This is a genomic window from Serratia sp. BNK-10, assembly GCF_047456065.1.
In the GTDB taxonomy this organism is placed as follows: Bacteria; Pseudomonadota; Gammaproteobacteria; order Enterobacterales; family Enterobacteriaceae; genus Serratia; species Serratia ureilytica.
Window position 1 is genome coordinate 4,291,866 of the sequence record NZ_CP179894.1, and the last position, 26,208, is coordinate 4,318,073.

24 protein-coding genes and 1 other RNA gene are annotated in these 26,208 nt (G+C 60.9%); 17 read left to right on the top strand and 8 right to left on the bottom strand.

Annotated elements, in window-relative coordinates; all coding sequences use genetic code 11:
* Positions 1 to 12 precede the first annotated feature (12 nt).
* A complete protein-coding gene (gene uxaC, locus ACMGG9_RS20620; protein ID WP_047026549.1) occupies positions 13 to 1,425 on the bottom strand; it encodes a glucuronate isomerase in 1,413 nt (470 codons plus the stop codon).
* Between the two features lie 284 nt (positions 1,426 to 1,709).
* On the opposite strand from uxaC, the gene ACMGG9_RS20625 reads away from it, so the two are divergent.
* From ACMGG9_RS20625 to ACMGG9_RS20675, 11 genes are all read left to right on the top strand, one after another.
* Positions 1,710 to 3,008 (top strand): MFS transporter, encoded by a 1,299-nt coding sequence (locus ACMGG9_RS20625; RefSeq protein ID WP_033651266.1) that lies wholly within the window; start codon positions 1,710 to 1,712, stop codon positions 3,006 to 3,008.
* Between the two features lie 118 nt (positions 3,009 to 3,126).
* Positions 3,127 to 3,903: a transcriptional regulator ExuR gene (gene exuR / locus ACMGG9_RS20630; protein WP_033651265.1), complete on the top strand. Its 777-nt coding sequence runs from the start codon at positions 3,127 to 3,129 to the stop codon at positions 3,901 to 3,903.
* Positions 3,904 to 4,089: 186 nt separating this feature from the next.
* Positions 4,090 to 4,536 (top strand): hypothetical protein, encoded by a 447-nt coding sequence (locus ACMGG9_RS20635; RefSeq protein ID WP_033644524.1) that lies wholly within the window; start codon positions 4,090 to 4,092, stop codon positions 4,534 to 4,536.
* A 136-nt stretch (positions 4,537 to 4,672) separates the two neighbouring features.
* The gene (locus ACMGG9_RS20640; protein ID WP_033644523.1) at positions 4,673 to 5,353 is read left to right on the top strand and encodes a DedA family protein; all 681 of its coding nucleotides are present in this window, start codon (positions 4,673 to 4,675) and stop codon (positions 5,351 to 5,353) included.
* Positions 5,354 to 5,385: 32 nt separating this feature from the next.
* On the top strand, positions 5,386 to 5,724 hold the full coding sequence (mzrA, locus tag ACMGG9_RS20645; RefSeq protein WP_033644522.1) for an EnvZ/OmpR regulon moderator MzrA: 339 nt from the start codon (positions 5,386 to 5,388) through the stop codon (positions 5,722 to 5,724).
* Between the two features lie 240 nt (positions 5,725 to 5,964).
* Positions 5,965 to 6,336: a DUF1090 domain-containing protein gene (locus ACMGG9_RS20650; protein WP_033644521.1), complete on the top strand. Its 372-nt coding sequence runs from the start codon at positions 5,965 to 5,967 to the stop codon at positions 6,334 to 6,336.
* Between the two features lie 164 nt (positions 6,337 to 6,500).
* Positions 6,501 to 6,806, top strand: a complete 306-nt coding sequence (locus ACMGG9_RS20655; protein ID WP_147880646.1) for a DUF883 family protein — start codon at positions 6,501 to 6,503, stop codon at positions 6,804 to 6,806.
* A 2-nt stretch (positions 6,807 to 6,808) separates the two neighbouring features.
* On the top strand, positions 6,809 to 7,210 hold the full coding sequence (locus tag ACMGG9_RS20660) for a phage holin family protein (RefSeq protein ID WP_015379160.1): 402 nt from the start codon (positions 6,809 to 6,811) through the stop codon (positions 7,208 to 7,210).
* The gene (locus ACMGG9_RS20665; RefSeq protein ID WP_033644520.1) at positions 7,207 to 7,494 is read left to right on the top strand and encodes a YqjK-like family protein; all 288 of its coding nucleotides are present in this window, start codon (positions 7,207 to 7,209) and stop codon (positions 7,492 to 7,494) included. The genes ACMGG9_RS20660 and ACMGG9_RS20665 overlap by 4 nt, the downstream gene beginning before the upstream one ends.
* A 295-nt stretch (positions 7,495 to 7,789) precedes the next feature.
* Entirely contained in the window at positions 7,790 to 8,185 is a 396-nt protein-coding gene (locus tag ACMGG9_RS20670; protein WP_033644519.1) for a DoxX family protein, read from the top strand.
* A 71-nt stretch (positions 8,186 to 8,256) separates the two neighbouring features.
* Entirely contained in the window at positions 8,257 to 9,243 is a 987-nt protein-coding gene (locus tag ACMGG9_RS20675; protein WP_414161697.1) for a glutathione S-transferase family protein, read from the top strand.
* 51 nt (positions 9,244 to 9,294) lie between these two features.
* Here ACMGG9_RS20675 and ACMGG9_RS20680 read toward each other — a convergent pair whose 3' ends face one another.
* Positions 9,295 to 10,191 (bottom strand): LysR family transcriptional regulator, encoded by an 897-nt coding sequence (locus ACMGG9_RS20680; RefSeq protein ID WP_025304355.1) that lies wholly within the window; start codon positions 10,189 to 10,191, stop codon positions 9,295 to 9,297.
* Between the two features lie 107 nt (positions 10,192 to 10,298).
* Here ACMGG9_RS20680 and ACMGG9_RS20685 point away from each other — a divergent pair, with 107 nt between their 5' ends.
* Positions 10,299 to 11,000, top strand: coding sequence for a pirin family protein (locus ACMGG9_RS20685; RefSeq protein WP_147880647.1), 702 nt, complete (start codon positions 10,299 to 10,301; stop codon positions 10,998 to 11,000).
* A 57-nt stretch (positions 11,001 to 11,057) separates the two neighbouring features.
* Here the strand turns inward: ACMGG9_RS20685 and rnpB are convergent.
* Both rnpB and rsmI read right to left on the bottom strand, forming a co-directional pair.
* An RNA gene (rnpB, locus tag ACMGG9_RS20690) (RNase P RNA component class A) lies at positions 11,058 to 11,435 on the bottom strand.
* A gap of 41 nt (positions 11,436 to 11,476) precedes the next feature.
* On the bottom strand, positions 11,477 to 12,340 hold the full coding sequence (gene rsmI, locus ACMGG9_RS20695; protein WP_004937108.1) for a 16S rRNA (cytidine(1402)-2'-O)-methyltransferase: 864 nt from the start codon (positions 12,338 to 12,340) through the stop codon (positions 11,477 to 11,479).
* A 62-nt stretch (positions 12,341 to 12,402) separates the two neighbouring features.
* Here rsmI and ACMGG9_RS20700 point away from each other — a divergent pair, with 62 nt between their 5' ends.
* The 4 genes from ACMGG9_RS20700 to dolP are packed head-to-tail and all read left to right on the top strand — an operon-like array spanning position 12,403 to position 16,019.
* Positions 12,403 to 14,442, top strand: a complete 2,040-nt coding sequence (locus tag ACMGG9_RS20700; protein ID WP_033651260.1) for a penicillin-binding protein activator — start codon at positions 12,403 to 12,405, stop codon at positions 14,440 to 14,442.
* Positions 14,439 to 14,792 (top strand): YraN family protein, encoded by a 354-nt coding sequence (locus ACMGG9_RS20705; RefSeq protein ID WP_089192279.1) that lies wholly within the window; start codon positions 14,439 to 14,441, stop codon positions 14,790 to 14,792. The genes ACMGG9_RS20700 and ACMGG9_RS20705 overlap by 4 nt, the downstream gene beginning before the upstream one ends.
* A 51-nt stretch (positions 14,793 to 14,843) precedes the next feature.
* On the top strand, positions 14,844 to 15,434 hold the full coding sequence (diaA, locus tag ACMGG9_RS20710; protein ID WP_004937103.1) for a DnaA initiator-associating protein DiaA: 591 nt from the start codon (positions 14,844 to 14,846) through the stop codon (positions 15,432 to 15,434).
* A gap of 9 nt (positions 15,435 to 15,443) precedes the next feature.
* On the top strand, positions 15,444 to 16,019 hold the full coding sequence (gene dolP / locus ACMGG9_RS20715) for a division/outer membrane stress-associated lipid-binding lipoprotein (RefSeq protein ID WP_021505102.1): 576 nt from the start codon (positions 15,444 to 15,446) through the stop codon (positions 16,017 to 16,019).
* A 39-nt stretch (positions 16,020 to 16,058) separates the two neighbouring features.
* Here dolP and mtgA read toward each other — a convergent pair whose 3' ends face one another.
* From mtgA to ACMGG9_RS20735, 4 genes are all read right to left on the bottom strand, one after another.
* Entirely contained in the window at positions 16,059 to 16,790 is a 732-nt protein-coding gene (gene mtgA / locus ACMGG9_RS20720) for a monofunctional biosynthetic peptidoglycan transglycosylase (RefSeq protein ID WP_033651258.1), read from the bottom strand.
* The gene (gene elbB, locus ACMGG9_RS20725; RefSeq protein WP_033644510.1) at positions 16,787 to 17,440 is read right to left on the bottom strand and encodes an isoprenoid biosynthesis glyoxalase ElbB; all 654 of its coding nucleotides are present in this window, start codon (positions 17,438 to 17,440) and stop codon (positions 16,787 to 16,789) included. Before elbB ends, mtgA begins: the two co-directional genes overlap by 4 nt.
* 237 nt (positions 17,441 to 17,677) lie before the next feature.
* Positions 17,678 to 20,017 (bottom strand): aerobic respiration two-component sensor histidine kinase ArcB, encoded by a 2,340-nt coding sequence (gene arcB, locus ACMGG9_RS20730; protein WP_033644509.1) that lies wholly within the window; start codon positions 20,015 to 20,017, stop codon positions 17,678 to 17,680.
* A 92-nt stretch (positions 20,018 to 20,109) separates the two neighbouring features.
* Positions 20,110 to 21,048, bottom strand: coding sequence for a TIGR01212 family radical SAM protein (locus tag ACMGG9_RS20735; RefSeq protein ID WP_142003145.1), 939 nt, complete (start codon positions 21,046 to 21,048; stop codon positions 20,110 to 20,112).
* Positions 21,049 to 21,739: 691 nt separating this feature from the next.
* On the opposite strand from ACMGG9_RS20735, the gene gltB reads away from it, so the two are divergent.
* Positions 21,740 to 26,200 (top strand): glutamate synthase large subunit, encoded by a 4,461-nt coding sequence (gene gltB / locus ACMGG9_RS20740; RefSeq protein WP_089192283.1) that lies wholly within the window; start codon positions 21,740 to 21,742, stop codon positions 26,198 to 26,200.
* Positions 26,201 to 26,208 lie beyond the last annotated feature (8 nt).

The window sequence follows — 26,208 nt, forward strand, 5'->3', positions numbered from 1 at the left end:
CCCGGATAACGGCTACGCCAGTTCAATGGCGAAATAGTTTTTGGCGTTGTCGAAGCAGATGTTTTTCACCATCTCGCCCAGCAGCGCGATATCCGCCGGCGCTTCGCCGTCCGCCACCCAGCGGCCGATCATCTGGCAAAGGATGCGGCGGAAGTATTCATGGCGCGTATAAGACAAGAAGCTGCGGCTGTCGGTCAGCATGCCGACGAAGCGGCTCAGCAGCCCGAGCTGGGCCAGCTGCGTCATTTGGCGCTGCATGCCGTCCTTCTGATCGTTGAACCACCAACCGGAGCCGAACTGCATCTTGCCCGGCGTGCCTTCCCCCTGAAAATTGCCGATCATGGTGCCGATCACTTCGTTATCGCGCGGATTGAGGCAATAGAGAATGGTTTTCGGCAGACCGCCCTGCCGCGCCTGAGCATCCAGCAGCCGCGACAGCGGTTCCGCCAGCGGCCGGTCGTTGATCGAGTCGAAGCCGATATCCGGCCCGACGGCGGCCAACATGCGGCTGTTGTTATTGCGCAGCGCGCCGATGTGATACTGCTGCACCCAGCCGCGACGCCGGTATTCGCCGGCCAAAAACAGCAGCACCGCGCTTTTGAACTGGGCGCTCTGTTCCGGCGTCGGCAGCTCGCCGTTCAGGCGGCGCAGCAGGATCGCATCCAGCGCCGCTTCATCGGCCTCGCCGAACACCACCACGTCCAGCGCATGATCGGCCACCTTGCAGCCGTGGGCGGCAAAGTGATCCATGCGCTTGTACAGGGCGTCGCACAGCGCGCTAAAGCGGCCGATGGCGGTGTCCGCCGCCGCCTCCAACTGCTGCAGATAGTCGTTGAAGCCGGGCGCATCGATGGTGAAAGCCTTGTCCGGCCGCCAGCTCGGCAGCACTTTGATAGCGAAACTGCGATCGTCGGCGATCGCCCGATGATGACGCAGATCGTCGATCGGATCGTCGGTGGTGCCGACCATTTTCACGTTCATTTGCTGCATGATGCCGCGCGCGCGAAACGCATCCTGCGCCAGCAGCGCATTGCCGCGCTGCCAGATTTCATCCGCCGTGGCCGGCGATAACAGCATATCCGTGATGCCGAACGGGCGGCGCAGCTCCAGATGCGTCCAGTGATAGAGCGGGTTGCCGATGGTGTGCGGCACCGTGGCGGCCCAGGCGTCGAATTTCTCGCGATCGCCCGCATCGCCGGTGCATAACCGCTCCGCCACGCCGTTGGTGCGCATCGCCCGCCATTTGTAGTGATCGCCCCGCAGCCAGATATCGTACAGGTTGCTGAAGCGGGTATTCTCCGCGATCTGCTGCGGCGGCAAATGGCAGTGGTAATCGAAAATCGGCTGCTGCGCCGCGTAGTCGTGATACAAGCGCCGGGCAAATTCGCTGTCCAGCAGGAAATCTTCGCTCAAAAACGTCGCCATCTCGGGCTCCTTACTTGCCGTGCGGCACGGGGTTCGAATCACAAAAGTTATCACACCAATTTTCACTAGCGTCCAGCAAATTTTTCCCGAGGTCTGCCGTTCATCCTCTCTCTACGCCTTTTTTCGCTCAATTTACCGGCAAAAATGCCCTATTTCACCGGCCACAGTATTGCTCAGGCGAATAATTCCTTTTGTGATATCACTCAACTTTTAAACCTGTATGACAGGTTATTGTCTCGCCAGCCGCATCGACGGCCACACCTTCAAACGGGGAGACACTTCGGATGCGTAAAATTAAAGGGTTACGCTGGTACATGATCGGACTGGTGACCATCGGCACCGTGCTGGGTTACCTGACCCGCAACGCCATCGCCGTGGCGGCGCCGACGCTGGAAGATACGCTGCACATCACCACCCAACAGTATTCCTATATCGTCGCCGCCTACTCCGCGTGCTACACCGTGATGCAACCGGTGGCGGGCTACGTGCTGGACGTGCTGGGCACCAAGGTCGGTTACGCCATGTTCGCCATTCTGTGGGCGCTGTTCTGCATGGGCACCGCGTTGGCCAACAGTTGGGGCGGGCTGGCGTTGGCGCGCGGCGCGGTCGGCATGGCGGAAGCGGCGATGATCCCCGCCGGGCTGAAGGCCAGCAGCGAATGGTTTCCGGCCAAAGAACGTTCGATCGCCGTCGGCTATTTCAACGTGGGCTCGTCGATCGGCGGCATGATCGCCCCGCCGCTGGTGGTATGGGCCATCGTCGCGCACAGCTGGGAGATGGCGTTCATCATCACCGGCGTGCTGAGCCTGATCTGGGCCATCTGCTGGCTGCTGTTCTACAAACACCCGAAAGATCAGAAGAAACTGAGCCAGGAAGAACGCCGTTACATCCTCGAAGGCCAGGAAGCGCAGCACCAGACCTCTAACGCCAAAAAGATGTCCGCCTGGCAGATCGTGCGCAACCGCCAGTTCTGGGGCATCGCGCTGCCGCGCTTTCTGGCGGAGCCGGCGTGGGGCACCTTCAACGCCTGGATCCCGCTGTTCATGTTCAAGGCCTACGGTTTTAACCTGAAAGAGATCGCCATGTTCGCCTGGATGCCGATGCTGTTCGCCGATCTCGGCTGCATCGTCGGCGGTTATCTGCCGCCGCTGTTCCAGAAGTATTTCAAGGTCAACCTGATCGTCTCGCGCAAGCTGGTGGTGACGATGGGTGCGGTGTTGATGATCGGCCCCGGCATGATCGGCCTGTTCACCAGCCCTTACGCGGCTATCGCCCTGCTGTGCGTCGGCGGCTTCGCCCATCAGGCGCTGTCCGGCGCGTTGATCACCCTCTCTTCCGACGTGTTCGGCCGCAATGAGGTGGCGACCGCCAACGGGCTGACCGGCATGGCGGCCTGGACCGCCAGCACGCTGTTCGCCCTGGTGGTCGGCGCCCTGGCAGACACCCTCGGCTTCAGCCCGCTGTTCGCCGCGCTGTCGGTCTTCGACATTCTCGGCGCCATCGTCATCTGGACGGTGCTGCAAAACCGCCCGGCCGCCGAACCGCAGCCGGCCGCGCTGCAGCCTGCCCCGGCGCGCAGCTGATCCCCCGCCCGGCCGCTGCGCCGGGCCCCTTGCTCCTCTGGCAGCGGTGCCGAATAAGTGGTATAACAAATCCGATGGCCACGCGCCCCTTCCCACCGCACCGTATAGAGCATTCACTATGGAATTCACTGAAACCAGACGCCTGTATCAGCAACTGGCCGCCGAGCTGAAGCAACGTATCGAAAGCGGCCGTTACCCGGTAGGCGACAAGCTGCCGGCCGAGCGATACATCGCCGAAGAGATGAATGTCAGCCGCACCGTGGTGCGCGAGGCGATCATCATGCTGGAAGTGGAAGGCTATGTGGACGTGCGCAAGGGATCCGGGATCCACGTGGTGTCCAACCAGCAAAAGCACCTGGTGGTGCCGGGCGACAGCATCGAGTTCGCCACCGCCGGCCCGTTTGAGCTGCTGCAGGCGCGCCAGCTGATAGAAAGCAACATCGCCGAATTCGCCGCCACCCAGGTGACCAAGCAGGATATCGTGCAACTGATGGAGATCCAGGAGCACGCCCGCAAAGAAGATCGTTTCCGCGACTCGCAGTGGGATCTGAAGTTCCACGTGCAGGTGGCGCTGGCCACCCAGAACACCGCCATGGCCACTATCGTGGAAAAAATGTGGGTGCAGCGGGTCAACAACCCTTACTGGAAGAAACTGCACGAGCATATCGACGAACGCTCGATCGCCAGCTGGTGCGACGATCACGATCAGATCCTCAAGGCGCTGATGCGCAAAGATCCTTACGCCGCCAAACTGGCGATGTGGCAGCACCTGGAGAACACCAAGCAGATGCTGTTCAACGCCACCAGCGACGACTTCGAATACAACGCCGACCGCTATCTGTTCGCCGAGAACCCGGTGGTGCATCTGGACGGCGTGAGCCACGAGCAGAAATAGCCACGGCGGTCAAAAACCGTCGGCTTATGTCAGGTAATGTAAAATCCGCTGAATCGATGCCGGAACCGCCGTTTGCCGTGTACTATTTCACCGTCGGCAACGTAGATTTCCCTGTTGCCAATCGTGCTATTTTGGTAGAGTTAGCCCACTTTTTTACCCATTGCTGCGGGGGCGGGACGCGAATAAATGCGCTGGTTGTTTGCCATGCTGATTGCTCTTTTCTGCTGGACCGGTTCGGTCTCCGGCCAACAGCTATGCGTGGCGTCATCCAAGCCCACCCCCAGCGCGCTGAGCAGCCTGCCGCTGCTGGCGGAGCCGGCGCTTTCCCCCTATGATCATGTGTATCGGGCACCGGCCGAAGCGCGCCGCAAAGCGCCCGGCAAGTTGCCGCTGCTGCTGCCCAGAGCGTACTCTTTCCCCGGTTCGCTGCTCGCGTCCTCCCTGCCGGCGCCGGTCTATACCCTGGCCGCAGAGCCGGGCTACCGAATTCGTTTCCCCCGCCAGGACACCCCGGCCCCCAACCGGCTTGCCCAGGTCGACTGGATGCTGGACGCCTCCAGGCAACAAAGTCGGCAGGCCGGCTGGAAAGAAAGCAACATGCAGTACCGTGGCACGCTGACTTACCACCTATGACCGGTGTCGCACCGCTTAGAAACCTTAAAGCAACGCCGTTTCATCGTTATCAGCATTCAGGATCGCCGCGCGCTTTCAGCCCACGCCCGCTCCGCCGCTGAGATAAAAATAAACAATGACGTTTTAGGAACACCGGATGGACATCATTAAAGAACTGATACATGCCTTATGGCAGCAGGATTTTGAAACGCTGGCGAACCCTTCGTTGGTGTGGACCCTCTACATCCTGCTGTTCATGATCCTGTTTTTGGAAAACGGCCTGCTGCCGGCCGCTTTTCTGCCGGGCGACAGCCTGCTGATCCTGGTCGGCGTGCTGATCGCCAAAGGCACCATGGGCTTCCCATTGACCATCGTTATCCTGACCGTCGCCGCCAGCCTGGGGTGCTGGGTCAGTTACATACAGGGCCGATGGCTCGGCAATACGCGAACGGTGCAAGGCTGGCTTTCGCATCTGCCGGCCCACTACCATCAGCGTGCGCATAACCTGTTCCACCGCCACGGCCTTTCCGCCCTGTTGGTCGGCCGCTTCCTGGCCTTCGTGCGCACCCTGCTGCCAACCATCGCCGGCCTGTCCGGCCTGAGCAACGCACGCTTCCAGTTCTTTAACTGGATGAGCGGCCTGCTGTGGGTCTTGATCCTGACGACGCTGGGCTTCGCCCTCGGAAAAACTCCGGTGTTCCGCAAGTATGAAGATCAGCTGATGTTCTGCCTGATGATGTTGCCGCTGGTGTTGCTGGTGGTCGGCCTGGTCGGCTCGCTGATCGTACTATGGCGCAAGAAGCGCGCCAGCGGCCAGAACCCGGGGAAAGGGGCGTGACAGCAAAGCGCCCGCGCTGGCAATACGTCCTGATGATCGCGCTCGCCCTGCTGGCGCTGGCGACGCTGTTGGTGCCCTGCATGGTGCGCACCGAGAGCGAGCTGCGCATTCGCGCCAGCCAGCAAGGGCTGTCGCTGCCCGACGGTTTTTATGTCTACCAGCGCCTGGATGAGCGCGGTATCCGCATCAAAAGCATCACGCCGGAAGGCGATGGCTTGGTTATCCGTCTGGATTCGCCGGAGCAGCAGTTGCTGGCGCGCGAAGCGCTGCAAACCATCCTGCCTCCCGGTTACCACATCGCGCTGAGCGAATCTCCCGTGCCAACGCATTGGGTGCGCGAATTTGCGCGCTCCCCACTCAATCTGGGATAATCCCCTTCAAATGAAGGGGATTCCTTTCATTGCCGTTATCTTCATTTTCATTCGCATCATTTAGCTCAAAAAACAATCAGTCGCGCCGAATTTCGGCTGATTCTTTGGGGGCGTGCCGGTTTCATGGCTATGCTGAAGGATAACTTCAGCCGGCGATGAACGCCCTCCTCTCGCGCTGCCGCCTCCGGCAGTCAGGAAAGCGGATGCCTGTTCAGGCATCCCATGAAAAGGAACTGAGAAATGAAATTTCGCCACTCACTGTTACTGCTGCTGCCACTCTGCGCGCTGCCGACGCTGTCCTCGGCCGCTGAGGGCGGCTGCGCCGCCAAAGCGCAAAATATCCAGCAGCAAATCGACTACGCGACTCAGCACGGCAACACCCACCGCGTGGATGGGCTGAAAAAAGCGCTGAGCGAAGTGCAGACCCACTGTACCGAAGCCGGCCTGCAGGCCGAACGCCAGAAAAATATCGCAGAGAAACAGCGCAAGGTGGACGAGCGCCGGGAAGAGCTGAAAGAAGCGCAACAAACCGGCAAGCTGGACAAGGTCGCCAAGAAGCAGCAAAAGCTGGCCGAAGCGCAGGCTGAATTGAAACGCGCCCAGGCGGAATAATTTTTTTACACCAGCGGATTTATCGATGAGAGCCCCATCACACGGGATTTCTTAAGCATATGGAATTGATGTCTGGTGTTATCTGCTGGTCATCACCCCTTTGCTCCGGCGAAAAAATCCGCTATGTTAAAAGTCTGTCGAAATAAACGTTAAGGAATAATCACATGGCACAAGATTCAAATGCAGAAAACTTACGCGCTGAACTGAAGTCCTTAGCCGATACGCTGGAGGAAGTGCTGAACTCCTCCACCGACAAGCCGAAAGCCGAGCTGGAGAAGCTGCGTTCGAAGGCGGAAGGCGCGCTGAAAGAGACTCGCGCTCGCCTGAGCGACGCCGGTGACAAGCTGGCTTCGCAAACCAAACAGATCGCCGGCCAGGCCGACGACTATGTGCGCGACAACCCGTGGACCGGCATCGGTATCGGCGCGGCGGTCGGCGTGGTGTTGGGCGTGCTGCTCGCGCGTCGTTAATCATGGCTGAACAACCGCAAGTGCGCGCGCAGGGCCCCGCTAAAGGGGTCCTGGATATCGGTCAGCGCATCATCACAATCCTGGTCGGCATGGTGGAAACCCGTGTCCGGCTGGCGGTAGTCGAGCTGGAAGAGGAGAAAGCCAACCTCATTCAGCTGCTGATCATGGCCGGCATGACGCTGCTGTTCACCGCCTTCGGTTTGATGAGCCTGCTGATCCTGATCTTCTGGGCCATCGATCCGGTCTATCGGCTGGTGGCGCTGGGTGCGACAACCGGCGTGCTGCTGTTCCTCGCCGTAGTCGGCACCATCTGGACGCTGGTCAAGGCCCGTCGCACCACGCTGCTGGGCGCCACGCGCAAGCAACTGGAGCTCGATCGCGCCGAACTGGAGCGAGAGCCATGAGCCGCCGCCGCTATCTGGAATGGAAAAAAGAGAGGCTGATTCGGCAGATCCAGCAACAGCGTCTGGATCTGGCCGAAAACAAGTCTCTGTGGCTGGAAAAGACCGAACGCATCGACCGCGGCTGGCAAACGGTGTTTGGCCTGCGCCGCTATCTGGTGCTCGGTTCCAGCGTCATGGCGCTGTACGGCATCCGCCATCCCAGCAAGATGATCCGCTGGTCGCGTCGCGCTTTCGGCGCATGGAGCGCTATCCGTCTGTTTAAAAAGACGTTTTCCGCCAAGTAAGCCGCTTGGTCTTTCCTTCAAACCTCCTGTTGCTCTGCCCGCATTTTCTCCCTTGATACAACGCGTCCAACCCCGGGGCCGGGCAACCTGCTGATCGGCGGCATTTTATTAGCACGCTAAAGATTCAGATTTTTTGAAAAATTACGACAGTTTTACTTGCTAACAACCTGAGCACTTCCCGCTTAACATTCACTCCATCAATACGATACGAGCCGGACAGGGCGAATGTCCTGATATACCGCTCGTTGACATGGCTTCCGCCGAACAGGCATACAAAAACACTTTGGAGTAGATGATGAAAAAATTAGAAGATACAGGTTTGTTGGTTGCTCGTATTCTGATGCCAATCCTGTTTATCGTGGCAGGCTACGGCAAAATGGGTGACGCCTACGCCGGTACCCAACAGTACATGCAATCGATGGGCGTGCCTGGCTTCTTGCTGCCGCTGACCATCCTGCTGGAATTTGGCGGCGGTCTGGCGATCCTGTTCGGTTTCCTGACCCGCACCGTGGCGCTGTTCACCGCCGGTTTCACCATCCTGACCGCGCTGCTGTTCCACACTGATTTTGCGAACGAAGTAAACCAGCTGATGTTCATGAAAAACCTGACCATCGCCGGCGGCTTCATCGTGTTGGCGGTCGCAGGCCCGGGCGGCTTCAGCATCGACCGTCTTCTGAACAAGAAATGGTAATCTAAACTGTCATTCAGGGCCCGGCATGCCGGGCCTTGTCCTTTTTTAACTCGGACACCAAGGAGATTCCCATGGGACAACTCGTCGATGGCGTTTGGCAAGACATCTGGTATGACACCAAATCTACCGGCGGCCGTTTCAAACGTTCAACCGCTCAGTTTCGCAATTGGGTGACCGCCGACGGTCAGCCGGGCGAACACGGCGTGGGCGGCTTCCAGGCCGAAGCGGGCCGTTATCACCTTTATGTTTCTCTCGCCTGCCCCTGGGCGCATCGCACGCTGCTGATGCGCAAACTGAAAGGGCTGGAGCAGATCATTCCGGTCTCGGTGGTGCACCCGCTGATGCTGGAAAACGGCTGGACCTTCGGCCAGGATTTTCCTGAAACCACCGGCGATCCGCTGTATCACGCCGACTTCCTGTACCAGATCTACCTGCGGGCCGATCCGCACTACAGCGGGCGCGTGACCGTACCGGTACTGTGGGATAAACAGCGGCAAACCATCGTCAGCAACGAGTCCGCCGACATCATCCGCATGTTCAACAGCGCGTTTGACGGCGTCGGCGCTCGGGCAGGCGACTACTACCAGACCGCGCTGCGCGGCAAGATCGATGAGCTGAACGGTTGGATTTACGATCAAGTGAACAACGGCGTGTACAAGGCCGGTTTTGCCACCAGCCAGGAAGCCTATGACGAAGCGGTCAACGGGGTATTCAACGCGCTGGAACGCCTGGAGCAGATCCTGGGGCAGCATCGTTACCTGACCGGCGATCGGCTGACCGAAGCCGATCTGCGTCTGTGGACCACGCTGGTGCGTTTCGATCCGGTGTACGTCACCCACTTCAAGTGCGACAAACACCGCATCAGCGACTACCTCAATCTGTACGGCTTCCTGCGCGACATCTACCAGATGCCGGGCATCGCCGAGACGGTCAGCCTGCCGCACATTCGCAACCACTACTACCGCAGCCACGCCACCATCAACCCGCACGGCATCATTTCCATCGGGCCGGCGCAGGATCTGGACGAGCCGCACGGCCGCGACCAGCGCTTCGGTTAAGGTGAAAAAAATCCCCTTGCCGCCCGGCAAGGGGATGTCATCCAACCGACGTTAACGCTGCGCGAACAGGCGCGGAATCTCACGCAGGAACCAGGCTTTCGCCTCCCCCATGCTGTCGCGCCGCCAGGCCATGATGATGTCGGCTTCGCGGCTGTATTCCGGCCCGACCACGCGCAGCCGCCCGGCTTCGATATCTTTCTCCACCATCGGGTACGGCATGGTCGCCACCCCCAACCCGGCCAGCAGTGCCAGGCGTTTGTCTTCAATGGTGCTCACCGTCAGGCGCTGTTGCTTGTCCAGCAGCTGTACGGTCAATACCGGGCGCTCACGGGCGGTGTCGGCCACCGCAATGCCGCGGTACTTCACGCGGGTCACTTCGGAAAGCGGCTCCGGCTCCAGGTGGATCGGGTGATCCGGCGCGGCGACATAAACGCTCATCACCTTATACAGTTTGCGGGTGTTGATCTCCGACGACGCGCGGAAATGCATGTCCGGCGCGATCACGATGTCGGCGCGCCCCTGCTCCAGCCGCTCCCAGGCGCCCGCCAGCACCTCGGTGAAAATGGACACCTGGGTGTTGGCCTTCAGCGCCAGCTTGTCAACCAGCGGGAACAGCAGACTCGGTGGCGACAGCGCTTCACTGACGATAGTCAGGTGAGTTTCCCAACCGCGCGCCAACGCTTCGGCGTCGGTAGTCAGCTTATCGGCCGCCTCCAGCAGCACCCGACCGCGTTCCAGCAACATGCGCCCCACGTTGGTGAACTTGGTGCGGTGGCCCGAACGGTCGAACAGCACCACGTCCAATTCTTCTTCCAATTTTTGCATGGTGTAGCTGAGTGCCGACGGCACTCGGCCCAATTCGTCGGCGGCCGCGGCGAAGCTGCCGCGCCGGTCGATTGCATCCATCACCCTTAGTGCCTCAAGCGTGAGCGCCCGATCTCTGGCCATCGCATCCCTCTGTCAGGAAATTTGAATATGCCGACCAGATTAACTGGCTAACAATCCGACGTCCAGATGCTTACCATTTGGATAATGAATTTAGAGAGCCGATTGCCATGATTACATGCAGAACAGCACAACAATGCGGGCAAGCTGACTTTGGTTGGCTGCAGGCTCGCTACACCTTTTCCTTTGGTCACTACTTCGATCCCAAACTGATGGGCTACGCGTCGCTGCGGGTGCTGAATCAGGAGGTGCTGGCGCCGGGCGCGTCGTTCCAGCCGCGCACCTATCCCAACGTGGATATCCTGAACCTGATCCTGCAGGGCGAGGCGGAATACCGCGACAGCGACGGCAACACCACGCGGGTTAAAGCCGGCGAAGCGTTGCTGTTGGCCACCCACCCGGGCCTGAGCTACAGCGAGCAGAACGTCAGCAGCGATAAGCCGCTCACCCGCCTGCAGCTGTGGCTGGACGCCTGCCCGGAACGCAGCAACGAACGGGTGCAGCGCCTGGCGCTGCCGGCGGCGGGCAGCCTGCTGTTGGCTTCGCCGGACGGCGCGCAGGGCAGCCTGCAGCTGCGTCAACAGGTCTGGATCCATCATCTCGATCTGCAGCCGGGCGAAGAACAAACGCTGACGATTAACGGGCCGCGCGCTTATCTGCAGTCGATACACGGCACCATCGCCGCCACCGGCGAGCGCCACGAGGAACAACGCCTGACCTGCGGCGACGGCGCCTTCGTACGCGAGGAGAATCGCCTGACGATCCGCGCCGAGACGCCGCTGCGCGCGCTGCTGATTGATCTGCCGGTGTAAGCCGGCCGGAAAACGAAAAACCCCGCGCAACTCACGTTGCGCGGGGTTTTCTTTTGTCGAGGGAGTTGACCGGTAAGCCGGGTTCTGTCGTGGACAGTCATTCCTCTAGGCCAGCAATCGCTCACTGGCTCAAGCAGCCTACCCGGGTTCAGTACGGGCCGTACCATGTGAACCCCTATTTGGCCTTGCTCCGGGTGGAGTTTACCGTGCCACGAACTGTTGCCAGCCGCGCGGTGCGCTCTTACCGCACCCTTTCACCCTTACCTGATCCCGCTTGCGCGGGCCATCGGCGGTTTGCTCTCTGTTGCACTAGTCGTAGGCTTGCGCCTCCCAGGCGTTACCTGGCACCCTGCCCTATGGAGCCCGGACTTTCCTCCCCTCCATCTGTCTCCCCGAAGAGGACGGCAATGAAGCGGCGACTGTCTGGTCAACTCCGGCGCGGATAGTAGCGTCGCGGCGGCGGCAGGTCAACCGCTTTACGGCTGTTGTTGCTCCAGCGCGTGCTTATACAGCGCATTTTTCTTCACGCCGTGGATTTCCGCCGCCAGCGCCGCCGCCTTTTTCAACGGCAACTCTTTTTGCAGCAGCGCCAGCGTGCGCAGCGCCTCAAGCGGCAGCGCATCCTCCTGCGCCTTGTGCCCTTCGACGATCAGCACCATTTCGCCGCGGCGGCGCACTTCATCTTCCTGCACCCACGCCAGCAGCTCACCCACCGGCGCGCCGTGGATGGATTCCCAGGTTTTGGTCAGCTCGCGCGCCAGCACGACATAACGCTGCGGGCCCCAAACGGTGACCATGTCCTGCAGACTTTCCAACAGGCGGTGAGTGGATTCGTAGAAAATCAGCGTGCGCGGTTCCTCCGCCAGCGCCATCAGCGTATCCTTGCGTCCCTTGGTTTTCGCCGGCAGAAAACCTTCGTAGCAGAAACGGTCGGAAGCGACGCCCGCGGCGCACAGCGCGGTAGTGGCGGCGCAGGCGCCCGGCAGCGGCACCACGCGAATGCCGGCCTCGCGGCAGCGGCGCACCAGGTGATAGCCGGGATCGTTGATCAGCGGCGTGCCGGCGTCGGACACCAGCGCGATGCTCTGGCCTTCCTGCAGTTTCGCCAGCAGCTGATCGGCCTTTTGCTGTTCGTTGTGATCGTGCAGCGCGAACAGACGCGCGTTGATCGCGAAGTGTTGCAGCAGCAATCCGGTATGGCGCGTGTCTTCCGCCGCGATCAGATCAACGCTTTTCAGTACCTCTAACGCGCGGTGGGTAATATCGCCCAGATTGCCGATTGGGGTGGGCACCACATACAGCGTTGATGCAGAAATGACTGATTGTTGGTGTTGATTCATTGTTTCATCCGGGTTGCCGATTTAATATTGAGCATCTTGAAAAAAACATCACTGGATACAGTATGCTTTCCTCAACATTCGTTCGTACCAAAGCAGGGCGTTCCAAGCCTGTCCGACTTACCGCAGTCATCGCGGCCGCCCTTTTCCTGGCAGGCTGTCCGAGTCGGGCCCCGCAAACGCCGCCCGCCAATATACAGGACGAAGCGAGCGCCAGCTCCGATTACTACCTGCAGCAGTTGCAGCAAAGCAGCGATGATAACAAGGCTGACTGGCAATTACTTGCTATTCGCGCCTTGCTGCGTGAAGGAAAACTGCCGCAGGCCGGCGACCAGTTGAATCAGCTGCCGAAAAACCTCAGCGGCGCACAGCAGACCGAACGCCAGTTGCTGACCGCCGAACTGCAGATCGCCAACAAGAGCTACGTCAGCGCCCGTAGCACGCTGGGCCACCTGGACAGCGGTGCGCTGTCGCCGAATCAAAAGGTGCGCTACTACCAGGCGCAGATCGCCGCCAACCAGGGCAAAGCATCGCTGCCGCTGATCCGCGCCTATATCGCCCAGGAGCCGCTGCTGACCGGCAAGGCGCACCAGGACAATCTGGATCAAACCTGGCAGGCCCTGCTGCAGCTGACGCCGCAGGAGATGAACAGCCTGGTGATCAACGCCGACGAGAACGTGCTGCAAGGCTGGCTGGATCTGCTGCGCGTCTATCAGGACAACAAGCAGGATCCCGATCTGCTGAAGGCCGGCATCAAAGACTGGCAGAACCGTTATCCGAAGAACCCGGCGGCCAAAACGCTGCCGGCTCGCCTGAATCAGGTGCTGAACTTCACCCAGGCCTCCACCTCGAAAATCGCCCTGCTGCTGCCGTTGAACGGCCAGGCGAAAGTGTTCGCCGACGCCATCCAGCAAGGGTTCGAAGCGGCGAAAAACGGCGGTTCCCTGCCGGCGCCGCAGCCTCAAGCCGCGCAACCGGCCGGCGCGCCGGCCCAAACGGCGCCGGCCGATCAGGCCGCTGCCGGTGACATCAACGCCAACGGCGCGGTCAGCCCTTCGGCGCAAGAGAGCCAGCCGGCCGTGACCGCCGCGCAACCCGCTACGCCGTCCAGCGCGCCGATAACGCCGCTGCAGGCCGCTAATGCGCAGGTCAAAGTGTACGACACCACCAGCCAGCCGCTGGCCGCCTTGCTGAGCCAGGCGCAGCAGGATGGCGCCACTCTGGTGGTCGGGCCGCTGCTGAAAGAGAACGTCGATCAGCTGTCCGCCAGCACCACCACGCTGAACGTGCTGGCGCTCAACCAGCCCGAAACGCCGAAGGACAATCTGAACATCTGTTACTTCGCCCTGTCGCCGGAAGATGAAGCGCGCGACGCCGCCCGCCACATCTGGGAACAACAGAAGCGTCAACCGCTGCTGCTGGTGCCGCGCGGCGCCTTCGGCGATCGCGTCGCCAAGGCCTTTAACCAGGAATGGCAGAAGCAAGGTGGACAAACCGTGCTGCGTCAGGACATCGGCTCCGCCGGTGAACTGCGCCAGATGGTGAACAGCGGCGGCATCCGCATGACCGGCACGCCGATGTCGAGCGCCCCGGCGCCGCAGAGCGTGACCATCGCCGGGCTGACCATTCCGGCGCCGCCGAGCGACGTGCCCGCCGCTACCGGCGGCAGCGTCGACGCGGTGTATATCGTCGCTACCCAGTCCCAACTGACGCTGATCAAACCGATGATCGACATGGCCACCAGCTCGCGCGGCAAACCGGCGATGTACGCCAGCTCGCGCAGCTACCAGGCCGGCGCCGGCCCGGACTTCCGTCTGGAAATGGAAGGTCTGCAGTTCAGCGATATTCCTCTGCTGGCGGGCTCAAACCCACAGCTGTTGCAGCAGGCCAGCGCGCGTTTCCGCAACGATTACTCGCTGGTGCGCCTGTATGCGATGGGGATGGATGCCTGGACATTGGCCAACCACTTTGCTGAAATGCGCCAGCTGCCGGGCTTCCAGGTTTCCGGCACCACCGGCACGCTGAGCGCGTCGCCGAACTGCGTGATCAACCGCAAGCTGCCTTGGCTGCAATATCGTCAGGGTACGGTCGTGCCGGTCTCTTGAACCCACGCGCCGCCGGGGCGGGCTATGAGTTACTGGCCCGCCGTCATCTGGAACGCGCCGGGCTCACCTTCTGCGCCGCCAACGTTGCGGTGCGCGGCGGCGAGCTCGACCTCATCATGCGCGACGGCGCCACCTGGGTGTTCGTCGAAGTGCGCTACCGCCGCAACGACGCCTTCGGCGGCGCGGCCGCCAGCGTTACCTCTCGCAAACAACAGCGGTTGCTGCACGCCGCCGCCGTCTGGCTGGCGGGGCGCGGCGCCAGTTTTGACACATCATCTTGCCGTTTTGATGTTTTGGCCATTACCGGTAGCCAGTTAGAATGGATACCCAACGCCTTCAATGCGGATTAATTGGGGTTTTGCGGCGCAGACCGGCCCTTTGACTTAGTGGATTAATACAACGTGCTGGATAGAATTAAAGTCTGTTTTACCGAAAGCATCCAAACCCAGATCGCGGCGGCGGAAGCGTTGCCTGACGCCATTTCCCGCGCTGCGATGACGCTGGTTCAATCCTTACTCAACGGCAACAAAATCCTGTGCTGCGGCAACGGCACCTCGGCGGCCAACGCGCAGCACTTCGCCGCCAGCATGATCAACCGTTTTGAAACCGAGCGCCCCAGCCTGCCGGCCATCGCCCTCAACGCCGACAACGTGGTGCTGACGGCGATCAGCAACGATCGGCTGCACGACGAAGTGTACGCCAAGCAGGTGCGCGCGCTCGGGCACACCGGCGACGTGCTGCTGGCGATTTCCACCCGCGGCAACAGCCGTGATATTGTGAAAGCGGTCGAAGCGGCCGTGACCCGCGATATGACCATCGTCGCGCTCACCGGCTACGACGGCGGCGAGCTGGCCGGGTTGCTCGGCCAACAGGATGTCGAGATCCGCATCCCGTCGCACCGCAGTTCGCGCATTCAGGAAATGCATATGCTGACCGTAAACTGCCTGTGCGACCTGATAGACAATACGTTATTCCCCCACCAGGACGATTAAGGAACTGAGATGAAGCTAAAAGCCACATTTGCAGTGCTGTCCAGCGCCCTGCTGTTACAAGGCTGTATCGCCGGCGTCGTCGTCGGCAGTGCGGCCGTCGCCACCAAAACCGCCACCGACCCGCGTAGCGTAGGGACCCAGGTGGATGACGGCACGCTGGAAGCCAGGGTAGAAAGCGCCCTGAGCAAAGACCAGCAGTTGAAGAAAGAGGCCCGGGTGGTCGCCACCGCCTATCAGGGCAAGGTGCTGTTGACCGGCCAATCGCCTAACGCCGATCTCACCGCGCGCGCCAAGCAGATCGCCATGGGCGTGGAAGGCACGACCGAAGTGTATAACGAAATTCGCCAGGGCACGCCGGTCAGCCTGAGCACCGCGTCCTCCGACACCTGGATCACCACCAAAGTGCGTTCGCAGCTGTTGACCAGCGATACGGTGAAATCGTCCAACGTGAAAGTCACCACCGAAAACGGCGAAGTGTTCTTGCTGGGCCTGGTCACTCAGCAGGAAGGGCAGTCGGCGGCGCAGATCGCCAGCCAGGTCAGCGGCGTGAAGCACGTCACCACCGCCTTTACCTATGTGAAATGATCCGCCTGGCGGGAGCGGCGCCGTGCCGTTCCCGCCCGCTTAATCCAGCTTGTTCTCTTTCAGGAAACCTTCCCCACCCAACTGGCGCATCTGACGCATAATCCACTGCTGTCGCTGCGCCACATAACCGGACGGCGCATCGGCCCTGAAGCGGTGCGGATTCGGCAATACCGCCGCCAGCAGCGCCGCTTCGGCCGCGGTCAGGCGCTTGGCCGGCTTATGGAAAAAGCGCTGTGAAGCCTCTTCCACGCCGAACACCCCGTCGCCGAACTCCACGATGTTCAGATACACCGTCAGAATACGTCGCTTGGTCCACACCAGCTCGATGCCCGACGTCAGCCCGGCCTCCAACCCTTTGCGCAGCCAGCTGCGGCCATCCCACAAAAACAGGTTTTTAGCGGTCTGCTGCGACAGCGTGGACGCGCCGCGGATGCGCGTCGGGCGCTTCTCGTTGTGGCTGAGCGCCTTTTCAATGGCCGCCACATCGAAGCCCCAATGGTCTGGAAACTTCTGATCTTCCGCCGCCATCACCGCCAGCGCCATCTGCGGCGAAATGTCGTCCATCGACACCCAGTCCGAATGAGCGACGTAGCCGAAGTCGCCGCTCAGCCAGGCGCTGATCTGCCGCTCCACCATCACGGCGGAAAACGGCACCGGCAGGAAGGCGAAGGCCACAATGCCCAACACCCACAGGCCGATAATCGCGATGACGCCGCGTTTCAGCCAATACCACGGACGCAGCCGCCGCCATCCGCCGACCGATTTGCTCATTCAGCCAGTTCCAGCACCCGCGCCACCAGTTTATCGATGCCGACGGCCGCCTGCGCGATCGACGGCGCCAGCATATAGGCTGGCGTGGTCACGATCTTGTGCTCGCTGTCCACCACGATGTCGTCCACCGGGCAAATCACCGGCTCGCCGCCCATGGCGTCAATCACTTCTCCCAGGTCGGGATCGTTGCCAATGGTCAGCCGCGCTTGTTGATCGAGCAGCTTCGGCAACAGCGCCGGTGCGATGCACATCAGGCCAATTGGTTTGTTGGCCTTATGCATCTCGCGCGTCAGACGCGCCAACGCTTCATCGACCCAACATTCCGCGCCGGCCTCGGCGAAATTGCTGAGATTCTTGGCGGCGCCAAAGCCGCCGGGCACAATCAGCGCATCCAGCTGCGCGGCCTCGGCCAGCGCCAACGGCTGCACTGCGCCGCGGGCAATGCGCGCCGATTCAATCAGGACGTTGCGCGATTCCGCCATCTCTTCACCAGATAAGTGATTAATAACATGGCGTTGCGGTTTATCAGGCGCAAAACACACCGCCTGCGCGCCGGCACGGTCCAGCGCCAGCAGCGTCAGCACCGCTTCGTGGATCTCCGTACCGTCATAAACGCCGCTGCCGCTGAGGACTACACCCACCTTTTTCATCACTCTTCCTCCTGTCGCTGCTGTCAACTGGTTCGTGCTCGGAGTTGACAAACACTAATCTACATCACACATTTTAATGAATCTTCTAACAAGAGCGCTTACATTTGCTATGTTGTTGGCTGTATGATGTTTAGGAATTCGCTACAACCTGCTCGACCAGAACACTGAAACCAATACGCAGGTTCACAATTTCCCTGGTGTTGGCGCAATATTCGCGCACCCCGGCTCACGTCGGGGTCATTTTTTTTCAGCGTTCTCTACCCAAGCCCGCAGTACCTGCACGTCGTTGCGCCACTCTTGCTTCAGCTCATCTACCCAGTCCTGCACGTTATCCCACCAAGCCGGCAGCGTCGGCGTTTGAATCTGTTGCGCCAACTGCTGCAGGTGACGCAGGCCGACCGAACCGGCGGCGCCCTTGATCTTGTGCCCTTCCTCGGTGATGCCTTTCTGATCGCGCGCCGTCATGTTGGAATCCAGCACCGCCAGATAACCCGGCATCATCTGTTCGAACATCTCCAGACTTTGATGGATCAACTGCGGGCCAACCAGGTCCATGTACTGCTCCAGCATCGCGGTATCGAGTAACGACTCATTAATCTGCATCGCCTTGTGCTCCGTTTTCTTAGAAGTGTGAGAAGGTTGATGATCCCAATAGTGTTTGATGACCTTGGTCAGCGCCGGCACCGACAGCGGCTTGCTCAGCACATCGTCCATGCCCGCCTCGAGATACTCTTTTTTGTCTTTCAGCACGTTGGCGGTCAGAGCCACCAACGGCGGCAGCGCCTGTCCGGCGTAACGCTCGCGCAGCGCCCGGGCGATATCCAACCCGGTCATGTCCGGCAGTTGGATGTCCAGCAGCACCAGATCGAACTCGTCCGGATCGAACATCGCCAGCGCGTCATGGCCGTTCATCGCCACCTCGACGCTGTTGCCCAGCTTCTCCAGCACCGAGCGCGCCACGATCACGTTCAGTTCGATATCTTCCACCAGCAGGATGTGCAGCGCCGGCAACGGCAGCTCCTCTTCCTCCGGCGCCGCGCTGACGGCTTCCTGCACCGCCGGCGCCTTGATGGTCAAAGTGAAGCAAGAACCGTGCCCTTGTTCGCTGCGCACGGTAATGTCGCCGCCCATGCTCTGCGCCAGCCGTTTGGAGACCGCCAGCCCGATGCCGGTGCCGGTGGCCGGACGGCCGCCGCGCTGATCTTTCACCTGATAATACATGGCGAAGATCTTGTCCTGCTCGTCCTGCGGGATGCCCATGCCCGAGTCTTCCACTTCGAACACCAGCTTCTCCTGCGCCTCGCGCCGCACGCGCACCACAATTTGCCCCTGCTGGGTAAATTTCACCGCGTTGCCGATCAGGTTCCACAAGATCTGCCGCAGGCGCGTGCCGTCGGTCACGATCTGCTGCGGCAGCGGCGTCTGCGGCTCCATGATGAACTGCAGCCCTTTCGGCTGCGCCAGCAGGCCCGAGAGGTTCTCCAGATCCGCCAGGAAACCGGTGAAGTCCACCGGTTGGTTGTCGAGCTGCACCTTGCGCCGCTCGAGCTTGTCCATTTCGATAATGTCGTTGAAGATATTGCCGAGGGTGATGGCGCTGACGTGAATGGTCTTCAGGTATTTCAGCTGCTCGTCGTTCAGCTCGGTATCAAGCAAAATGCGGCTCAGGCCGACGATGCCGTTAAGCGGCGTACGCAGCTCGTGGCTGATCGTGGAGATAAAGGTGGTCTTCTCCCTGCTGGCGTTCTCCAGCGCGTCCTGGTAGCGCTTACGCTCGGTAATATCGCGGCCGAAGCCCATCAGCCCGTGGCGTTTGCCCACCCGGTCGTAAAACGGGACCTTGCGCAGCTCGAAACAGGCCTTGCGGCCGTCGGGATACACCAGCCATTGTTCGTAGGTCAGCGAAACGTTGTGGCGGAACACCTTCTCGTCGGTCTCAATGACCTTTTCGGCGATCTCCTGGCCGTAGACGTCGAACGGCGTCAGGCCGATCAGCTGTTTCTCGCTCTTGCCGGTCAGCAGTTCCATCGCGCGGTTACAGCCGGAAAACTCTTTGTCTTCGTTGCGGTAGTAGACCAAATCCGGCGAGGCATCGAGGAAGGAACGCAGCAGCGCCGATTGCTGGCCCAGCTCAATCTGCGCCTGCTCGCGCTGCTCCATCTCTTCCGTCAGCTTTTCCATCACCTGCAGGCGCTCTTCTTCCGCTTTGATACGGTCGGCGATCTCCTGATTCAGCTGGCTGATATTGTCTTTGAGCTGCTGATTAAGCTCCAGATCGCGGTGGCGCATCTCTTCCAGCTTGTCCACCAGCCGCGCCAGCCGTTGGCGCGACTCTTCCAGCTGTTCCACCACCACCGAGAGAAAGTAGACCGCCCACGGGGTGATCAACAGACCGAAGAAGATTGAACGCACCACGTCGATGCTTTCCACTTCGCCGCGCAGCAGCATGGTCACCGCCATCTGCACCACCATCGCCAGCACCACCAGCGCCGAGGCCAGCAGCAGCGAGAAGCGCACCAACCCCAGTTTCACCATTAAATCAACGTAGTACTGGGCCAACACCCGGATTTGCTTCATAGCGGCTCCCATCAGACACAATCTTTTGAATCATACCGTAAAACCGCGATGAGATAAGGCGGCAAACGCCGAAGTGTGGCAAAGATTGCACTTCAGAGCGGCATTCCGGGGCGGTAGCGCCGCTTTTCATCCAGCGCGCTGCCCTGCCCGCCGTATTGCTGCAGATAAGCGCCGACCGCCTGCATGCCGCTCCAGCGGTTTTCGCACCACAGCGGCGCCAGCAGCGTCGGCCGACGGGCGCTGGCGGAAAGACGGTGGTACACCACCTCGCCCGGCGTATGGCGGATCATCTCCCCGGCGCTGGCGGCGTAAGCTTCAAGCGCCAGTTCGGGCAACCGCCCGGCATGCCACGCCCGCGCCAGGGTACTGCCGGTGACGACGTGCAGCGGATGCAGTTTGATGCCATCCACGCCGGTCTCCGTCACCCGCTGCAGCGTGAGCAGATGATCGCGCTGAGTTTCTCCCGGCAGCCCGACGATCAGATGGCAGCACACCTTCAGCCCGCGCTGCCGGGCCAGTCGCGCAGTCTGCTGATAACAGCGAAAATCATGGCCGCGGTTGATGCGCTTCAGCGTTTTATCGTGCGCCGTCTGCAGCCCCAGCTCCAGCCACACTTCATAGCCTTGCTCGCGGTATCCCGTCAGCAGATCCAGCGCGGCGGGCGGCACGCAGTCCGGCCGGGTGCCGACGCACAGACCGACCATGGCGCTCTGCGCCAACGCCTGCCGATACATCGTCTCCAGCCGTTCAACCTCCGCATAGGTGCTGGTATAGGCCTGGAAATAGGCCAGATAGCGCCGCGCCCGATCGGCCCGCGCGGCCTGCTGCGCCAGCTGTTCGGCGATGCTCTGCCGCTGCATCGCTTCATCGGCGAACGAGGCAACATTGCAGAACGTACAGCCGCCGCGCCCCAACGTGCCGTCGCGGTTAGGGCAGCTGAATCCGCCGTGCAGCGTGAGTTTATGGATCTTTTCGCCATAGCGGCGCTGGAGATCCGCGCCAAACATATTGACTAATTGCGGCAACTGCATAATCTTGGTGCTTCTCTGTGTTCAAAGCCGCGATGCTAATAAGAAACGGTTTTTCCCGCGATGACAGAGATCAACGCTTTCCCCGCAAGGCGCCATCAGGCATAACTATTCATCATAAACGCAAATCAATTCACTCTAATTCTGATGAATTATTCTAATCGTCACGCAACCGTTAACGGCAATATGACAACACGGTGAAAAATAGTCATAAACATCAACCAAGCAATATCTTATAGAATAAAATTCTGGCATTACCCTCCGCACTAGCATGGTGCAGAGATTAAGGGGTTGCACTATAGTGAGACAGCTCACACTTCTGCGGGGATCGGTGCTGCCCCACGATAGTGCAAAAATGCATTAAAATACTTATTTTTCAAATAAATAAACATCATCAATTCGATAAGAATCTATCTTAAGCCCACATTTGACCTGCGAATTCTTTCTCGCTAAGTTGGAAGTCCGCTGGAAGCTTTCTGGACGGGCAAACGTCTCGTCATATTTATGCAGTAATTGAAGACTCCCTCTTAAAACAAGTCCTATACCACTTGTGAGACCGTCACGAGAGGCCATTGATGGAGGGCGGAAAAGCAGATTGGCGGGGTTAACTTGCTGATTGGACTTCTGCCTGAAATTGGGAAGCCCCCTCGCAGTAGGTTGTGAGAGTCACGCAGAGCCTGGGGAGGTTCACGATATGTTGTACGATAAATCCCAAGAGAGGGACAACTGTGGTTTCGGCCTGATCGCCCATATAGAAGGCGAACCTAGCCACAAGGTGGTGCGCACCGCCATTCACGCGCTGGCCCGCATGCAGCACCGCGGCGCGATCCTCGCCGACGGCAAGACCGGCGACGGCTGCGGCCTGTTGCTGCAAAAACCCGATCGCTTCTTCCGCATGGTGGCGGAAGAGCGCGGCTGGCGTTTGGCCAAGAACTACGCCGTCGGCATGATGTTCCTCAGCCAGAATGAAGAGGAAGCGCGCCTCAGCCGCCGCATCGTGGAAGAAGAGCTGCAAAACGAAACGCTGTCGATCGTCGGCTGGCGCGAAGTGCCGACCAACCCGGACGTGCTGGGTGAAATCGCCCTCTCCTCCCTGCCGCGCATCGAGCAAATCTTCGTTAACGCCCCGGCCGGCTGGCGCCCGCGTGATATGGAACGCCGCCTGTTCGTGGCGCGTCGCCGCATCGAGAAACGCGTGCAGGACGACAGTTTCTACGTCTGCAGCTTCTCTAACCTGGTGACGATCTATAAAGGCCTGTGCATGCCTGCGGATCTGCCGCGCTTCTATCTCGATCTGGCGGACCTGCGCCTGGAGTCGGCCATTTGCCTGTTCCACCAGCGCTTCTCCACCAACACCGTGCCGCGCTGGCCGCTGGCGCAGCCGTTCCGCTACCTGGCGCACAACGGCGAAATCAACACCATCACCGGCAACCGCCAGTGGGCGCGCGCCCGTACCTATAAATTCCAAACGCCGCTGATCCCGGATCTCCAGGCCGCCGCGCCGTTCGTCAACGAAACCGGCTCCGACTCCAGTTCGCTGGACAACATGCTGGAGCTGCTGCTGGCGGGCGGGATGGATCTCATCCGCGCCATGCGCCTGCTGGTGCCGCCGGCCTGGCAGAACAACCCGGACATGGACGGCGATCTGCGCGCCTTCTTCGACTTCAACTCGATGCACATGGAGCCGTGGGACGGCCCGGCCGGCATCGTGATGTCCGACGGCCGCTACGCCGCCTGTAACCTCGATCGCAACGGCCTGCGCCCGGCGCGCTACGTGATCACCAAAGACAAGCTGATCACCTGCGCCTCCGAAGTCGGCATCTGGGATTACCAGCCGGATGAAGTGGTGGAAAAAGGCCGCGTCGGCCCCGGCGAGCTGATGGTGATCGACACCCGCAGCGGCCGCATCCTGCACTCGGCGGAAACCGACAACGATCTGAAAAGCCGCCACCCGTATAAAGAGTGGATGGAGAAAAACGTCAAACGCCTGGTGCCGTTCGAAGATCTGCCGGACGATCAGGTCGGCAGCCGCGAGCTCGACGACGCGCAGCTCGAAACCTATCAGAAACAGTTCGGCTACAGCAGTGAAGAGCTGGATCAGGTGATCCGCGTGCTGGGCGAAATTGGCCAGGAAGCCACCGGTTCGATGGGCGACGATACCCCGTTCGCCGTGCTCTCCAGCCGGCCGCGCATCGTTTACGACTATTTCCGCCAACAGTTCGCGCAGGTCACCAATCCGCCGATCGATCCACTGCGTGAAGCGCACGTCATGTCGCTGGCCACCAGCATCGGCCGCGAAATGAACGTGTTCTGCGAAGCCGAAGGCCAGGCACACCGCCTGAGCTTCAAATCGCCGATCCTGCTGTACTCCGATTTCAAACAGCTCACCACGCTGGAAGGCGAATACTATCGCGCCGAGACGCTCGATCTGACCTTCGATCCGCAGCAGCAGGATCTGGAGCAGACCATCCGCGCCCTGTGCGACGAAGCGGAACGCAAGGTGCGTGAAGGTGCGGTGCTGTTGGTGCTGTCCGACCGCGCCATCGCGCCCGGCCGCCTGCCGGTGCCTGCTCCGATGGCAGTCGGCGCCGTGCAAACCCGCCTGGTGGAAAAAAGCCTGCGCTGCGACGCCAACCTGATCGTTGAAACCGCCAGCGCCCGCGATCCGCACCACTTCGCCGTACTGCTCGGCTTCGGCGCGACCGCCATCTATCCGTATCTGGCCTATGAAACCCTGGCCAAGCTGGTGGACAGCCAGGCGATCGACAAGAAATACCGCGACGTGATGCTGAACTACCGCAACGGCATTAACAAAGGTCTGTACAAGATCATGTCCAAGATGGGCATTTCGACCATCGCCTCTTACCGCTGCTCCAAGCTGTTCGAAGCGGTCGGCCTGCACCGCGATCTGGCGGATCTGTGCTTCCAGGGCGTGGTCAGCCGCATTGGCGGCGCCAGCTTCAGCGATTTCCAGCAGGATCTGCAGAACCTTTCCAAGCGCGCCTGGCTGAAACGCAAACCGCTGGAGCAAGGCGGCCTGCTGAAATTCGTGCACGGCGGCGAATACCACGCCTACAACCCGGACGTGGTGAACTCGCTGCAAAAAGCGGTACACAGCGGCGAGTACAGCGACTATCAGGCTTACGCCAAGCTGGTGAACGAGCGGCCGGTCGCCATGCTACGCGATCTGCTGGCCATCACGCCGAAAGGCGAACCGATCCCGGTCGATCAGGTCGAACCGGCGGAATCGCTGTTCAAACGCTTCGACACGGCGGCGATGTCGATCGGCGCGCTGAGCCCGGAAGCGCACGAATCACTGGCGATCGCCATGAACGGCCTCGGCGGCTTCTCCAACTCCGGCGAAGGCGGCGAAGATCCGGCGCGCTACCGCACCAACAAGGTGTCGCGCATCAAACAGGTGGCCTCCGGCCGTTTCGGCGTAACACCGGCCTACCTGGTGAACGCCGACGTGATCCAGATTAAGGTGGCGCAAGGCGCCAAGCCGGGCGAAGGTGGCCAACTGCCGGGCGACAAAGTCACCCCGTACATCGCCAGACTGCGTTACTCGGTGCCGGGCGTGACGCTGATCTCCCCGCCGCCGCACCACGACATCTACTCGATCGAAGATCTGGCGCAGCTGATCTTCGATCTGAAGCAGGTCAACCCGAAGGCGGTGATCTCGGTGAAACTGGTGTCCGAGCCGGGTGTCGGCACCATCGCCACCGGCGTGGCGAAAGCCTATGCCGATCTTATCACCATCGCCGGTTACGACGGCGGCACCGGCGCCAGCCCGCTGTCCTCGGTGAAATATGCCGGCTGCCCATGGGAACTGGGCCTGGTGGAAACCCAGCAGGCGCTGGTGGCCAACGGTCTGCGCCACAAGATCCGCCTGCAGGTGGACGGCGGCCTGAAAACCGGTGTGGACATCGTCAAAGCGGCGATCCTGGGCGCGGAAAGCTTCGGCTTCGGCACCGGGCCGATGGTGGCGCTGGGCTGCAAATACCTGCGCATCTGCCACCTCAACAACTGCGCGACCGGCGTCGCGACTCAGGACGACAAGCTGCGCCGCGATCACTACCACGGCCTGCCGGAACGCGTGACGAATTACTTCCAGTTTATCGCACGTGAAACCCGCGAGATCATGGCGCAACTGGGCGTGAGCCAGTTGGTGGATCTGATCGGCCGCACCGACTTCCTGACCGAGCTGGACGGCATCTCCGCCAAGCAGAACAAGCTGGATCTGTCGCCGCTGCTGAAAACCGCCACGCCGCATCCGGGCAAAGCGGTGTACTGCACAGAAAGCAGCAACCCAGCGTTCGACAAGGGCCTGCTGAACAAAGAGCTGCTGACGCAGGCGCAGCCGCATATCGAAGCGAAACAGGGTAAAACCTTCTACTTCGACATTCGCAACACTGACCGCTCCGTGGGCGCCATGCTGTCCGGCGCTATCGCCAACGTGCACGGCGATCAGGGCATGGCGGCCGATCCGATCAAGGCGCACTTCTCCGGCACCGCCGGGCAGAGCTTCGGCGTCTGGAACGCCGGCGGCGTCGAGCTGACCCTGACCGGCGACGCCAACGACTATGTCGGCAAAGGTATGGCCGGCGGCAGCATCGCGGTGCGTCCGCCGATCGGCTCCGCCTTCCGCAGCCATGAAGCCAGCATCGTCGGCAACACCTGCCTGTACGGCGCCACCGGCGGCAAGCTGTTCGCCGCCGGCCGCGCGGGCGAGCGTTTCGCGGTGCGCAACTCCGGCGCCATCACCGTGGTGGAAGGCATCGGCGACAACGGCTGCGAATACATGACCGGCGGCATCGTCTGCGTGCTGGGTAAAACCGGCATCAACTTCGGCGCCGGCATGACCGGCGGCTTCGCCTACGTGCTGGACGAAGACGGCGAGTTCCGCAAGCGCGTGAACCCGGAGCTGGTGGAAGTGCTGGATGTCGATCAGTTGGCGATCCATGAGGAGCATCTGCGCGGCCTGATCACCGAACACGTGCAGGCGACCGGCTCTTCCCGCGCGGAAGAGATCCTGGCCAACTGGCCGGAGTGGGCGCCGAAGTTCGCCCTGGTCAAACCGAAGTCCAGCGATGTCAAAGCGCTGTTGGGTCACCGTAGCCGTTCCGCAGCCGAGCTGCGGGTGCAGGCGCAGTAAGAGGTAGG

Bases quoted from the DNA above. Each gene is read 5' to 3' on its own strand.
- uxaC (WP_047026549.1), bottom strand. From the start codon at position 1,425: ATGGCGACGTTTTTGAGCGAAGATTTCCTGCTGGACAGCGAATTTGCC.
- ACMGG9_RS20625 (WP_033651266.1), top strand. From the start codon at position 1,710: ATGCGTAAAATTAAAGGGTTACGCTGGTACATGATCGGACTGGTGACC.
- exuR (WP_033651265.1), top strand. From the start codon at position 3,127: ATGGAATTCACTGAAACCAGACGCCTGTATCAGCAACTGGCCGCCGAG.
- ACMGG9_RS20635 (WP_033644524.1), top strand. From the start codon at position 4,090: ATGCGCTGGTTGTTTGCCATGCTGATTGCTCTTTTCTGCTGGACCGGT.
- ACMGG9_RS20640 (WP_033644523.1), top strand. From the start codon at position 4,673: ATGGACATCATTAAAGAACTGATACATGCCTTATGGCAGCAGGATTTT.
- mzrA (WP_033644522.1), top strand. From the start codon at position 5,386: ATGATCGCGCTCGCCCTGCTGGCGCTGGCGACGCTGTTGGTGCCCTGC.
- ACMGG9_RS20650 (WP_033644521.1), top strand. From the start codon at position 5,965: ATGAAATTTCGCCACTCACTGTTACTGCTGCTGCCACTCTGCGCGCTG.
- ACMGG9_RS20655 (WP_147880646.1), top strand. From the start codon at position 6,501: ATGGCACAAGATTCAAATGCAGAAAACTTACGCGCTGAACTGAAGTCC.
- ACMGG9_RS20660 (WP_015379160.1), top strand. From the start codon at position 6,809: ATGGCTGAACAACCGCAAGTGCGCGCGCAGGGCCCCGCTAAAGGGGTC.
- ACMGG9_RS20665 (WP_033644520.1), top strand. From the start codon at position 7,207: ATGAGCCGCCGCCGCTATCTGGAATGGAAAAAAGAGAGGCTGATTCGG.
- ACMGG9_RS20670 (WP_033644519.1), top strand. From the start codon at position 7,790: ATGAAAAAATTAGAAGATACAGGTTTGTTGGTTGCTCGTATTCTGATG.
- ACMGG9_RS20675 (WP_414161697.1), top strand. From the start codon at position 8,257: ATGGGACAACTCGTCGATGGCGTTTGGCAAGACATCTGGTATGACACC.
- ACMGG9_RS20680 (WP_025304355.1), bottom strand. From the start codon at position 10,191: ATGGCCAGAGATCGGGCGCTCACGCTTGAGGCACTAAGGGTGATGGAT.
- ACMGG9_RS20685 (WP_147880647.1), top strand. From the start codon at position 10,299: ATGATTACATGCAGAACAGCACAACAATGCGGGCAAGCTGACTTTGGT.
- rsmI (WP_004937108.1), bottom strand. From the start codon at position 12,340: ATGAATCAACACCAACAATCAGTCATTTCTGCATCAACGCTGTATGTG.
- ACMGG9_RS20700 (WP_033651260.1), top strand. From the start codon at position 12,403: ATGCTTTCCTCAACATTCGTTCGTACCAAAGCAGGGCGTTCCAAGCCT.
- dolP (WP_021505102.1), top strand. From the start codon at position 15,444: ATGAAGCTAAAAGCCACATTTGCAGTGCTGTCCAGCGCCCTGCTGTTA.
- mtgA (WP_033651258.1), bottom strand. From the start codon at position 16,790: ATGAGCAAATCGGTCGGCGGATGGCGGCGGCTGCGTCCGTGGTATTGG.
- elbB (WP_033644510.1), bottom strand. From the start codon at position 17,440: ATGAAAAAGGTGGGTGTAGTCCTCAGCGGCAGCGGCGTTTATGACGGT.
- arcB (WP_033644509.1), bottom strand. From the start codon at position 20,017: ATGAAGCAAATCCGGGTGTTGGCCCAGTACTACGTTGATTTAATGGTG.
- ACMGG9_RS20735 (WP_142003145.1), bottom strand. From the start codon at position 21,048: ATGCAGTTGCCGCAATTAGTCAATATGTTTGGCGCGGATCTCCAGCGC.
- gltB (WP_089192283.1), top strand. From the start codon at position 21,740: ATGTTGTACGATAAATCCCAAGAGAGGGACAACTGTGGTTTCGGCCTG.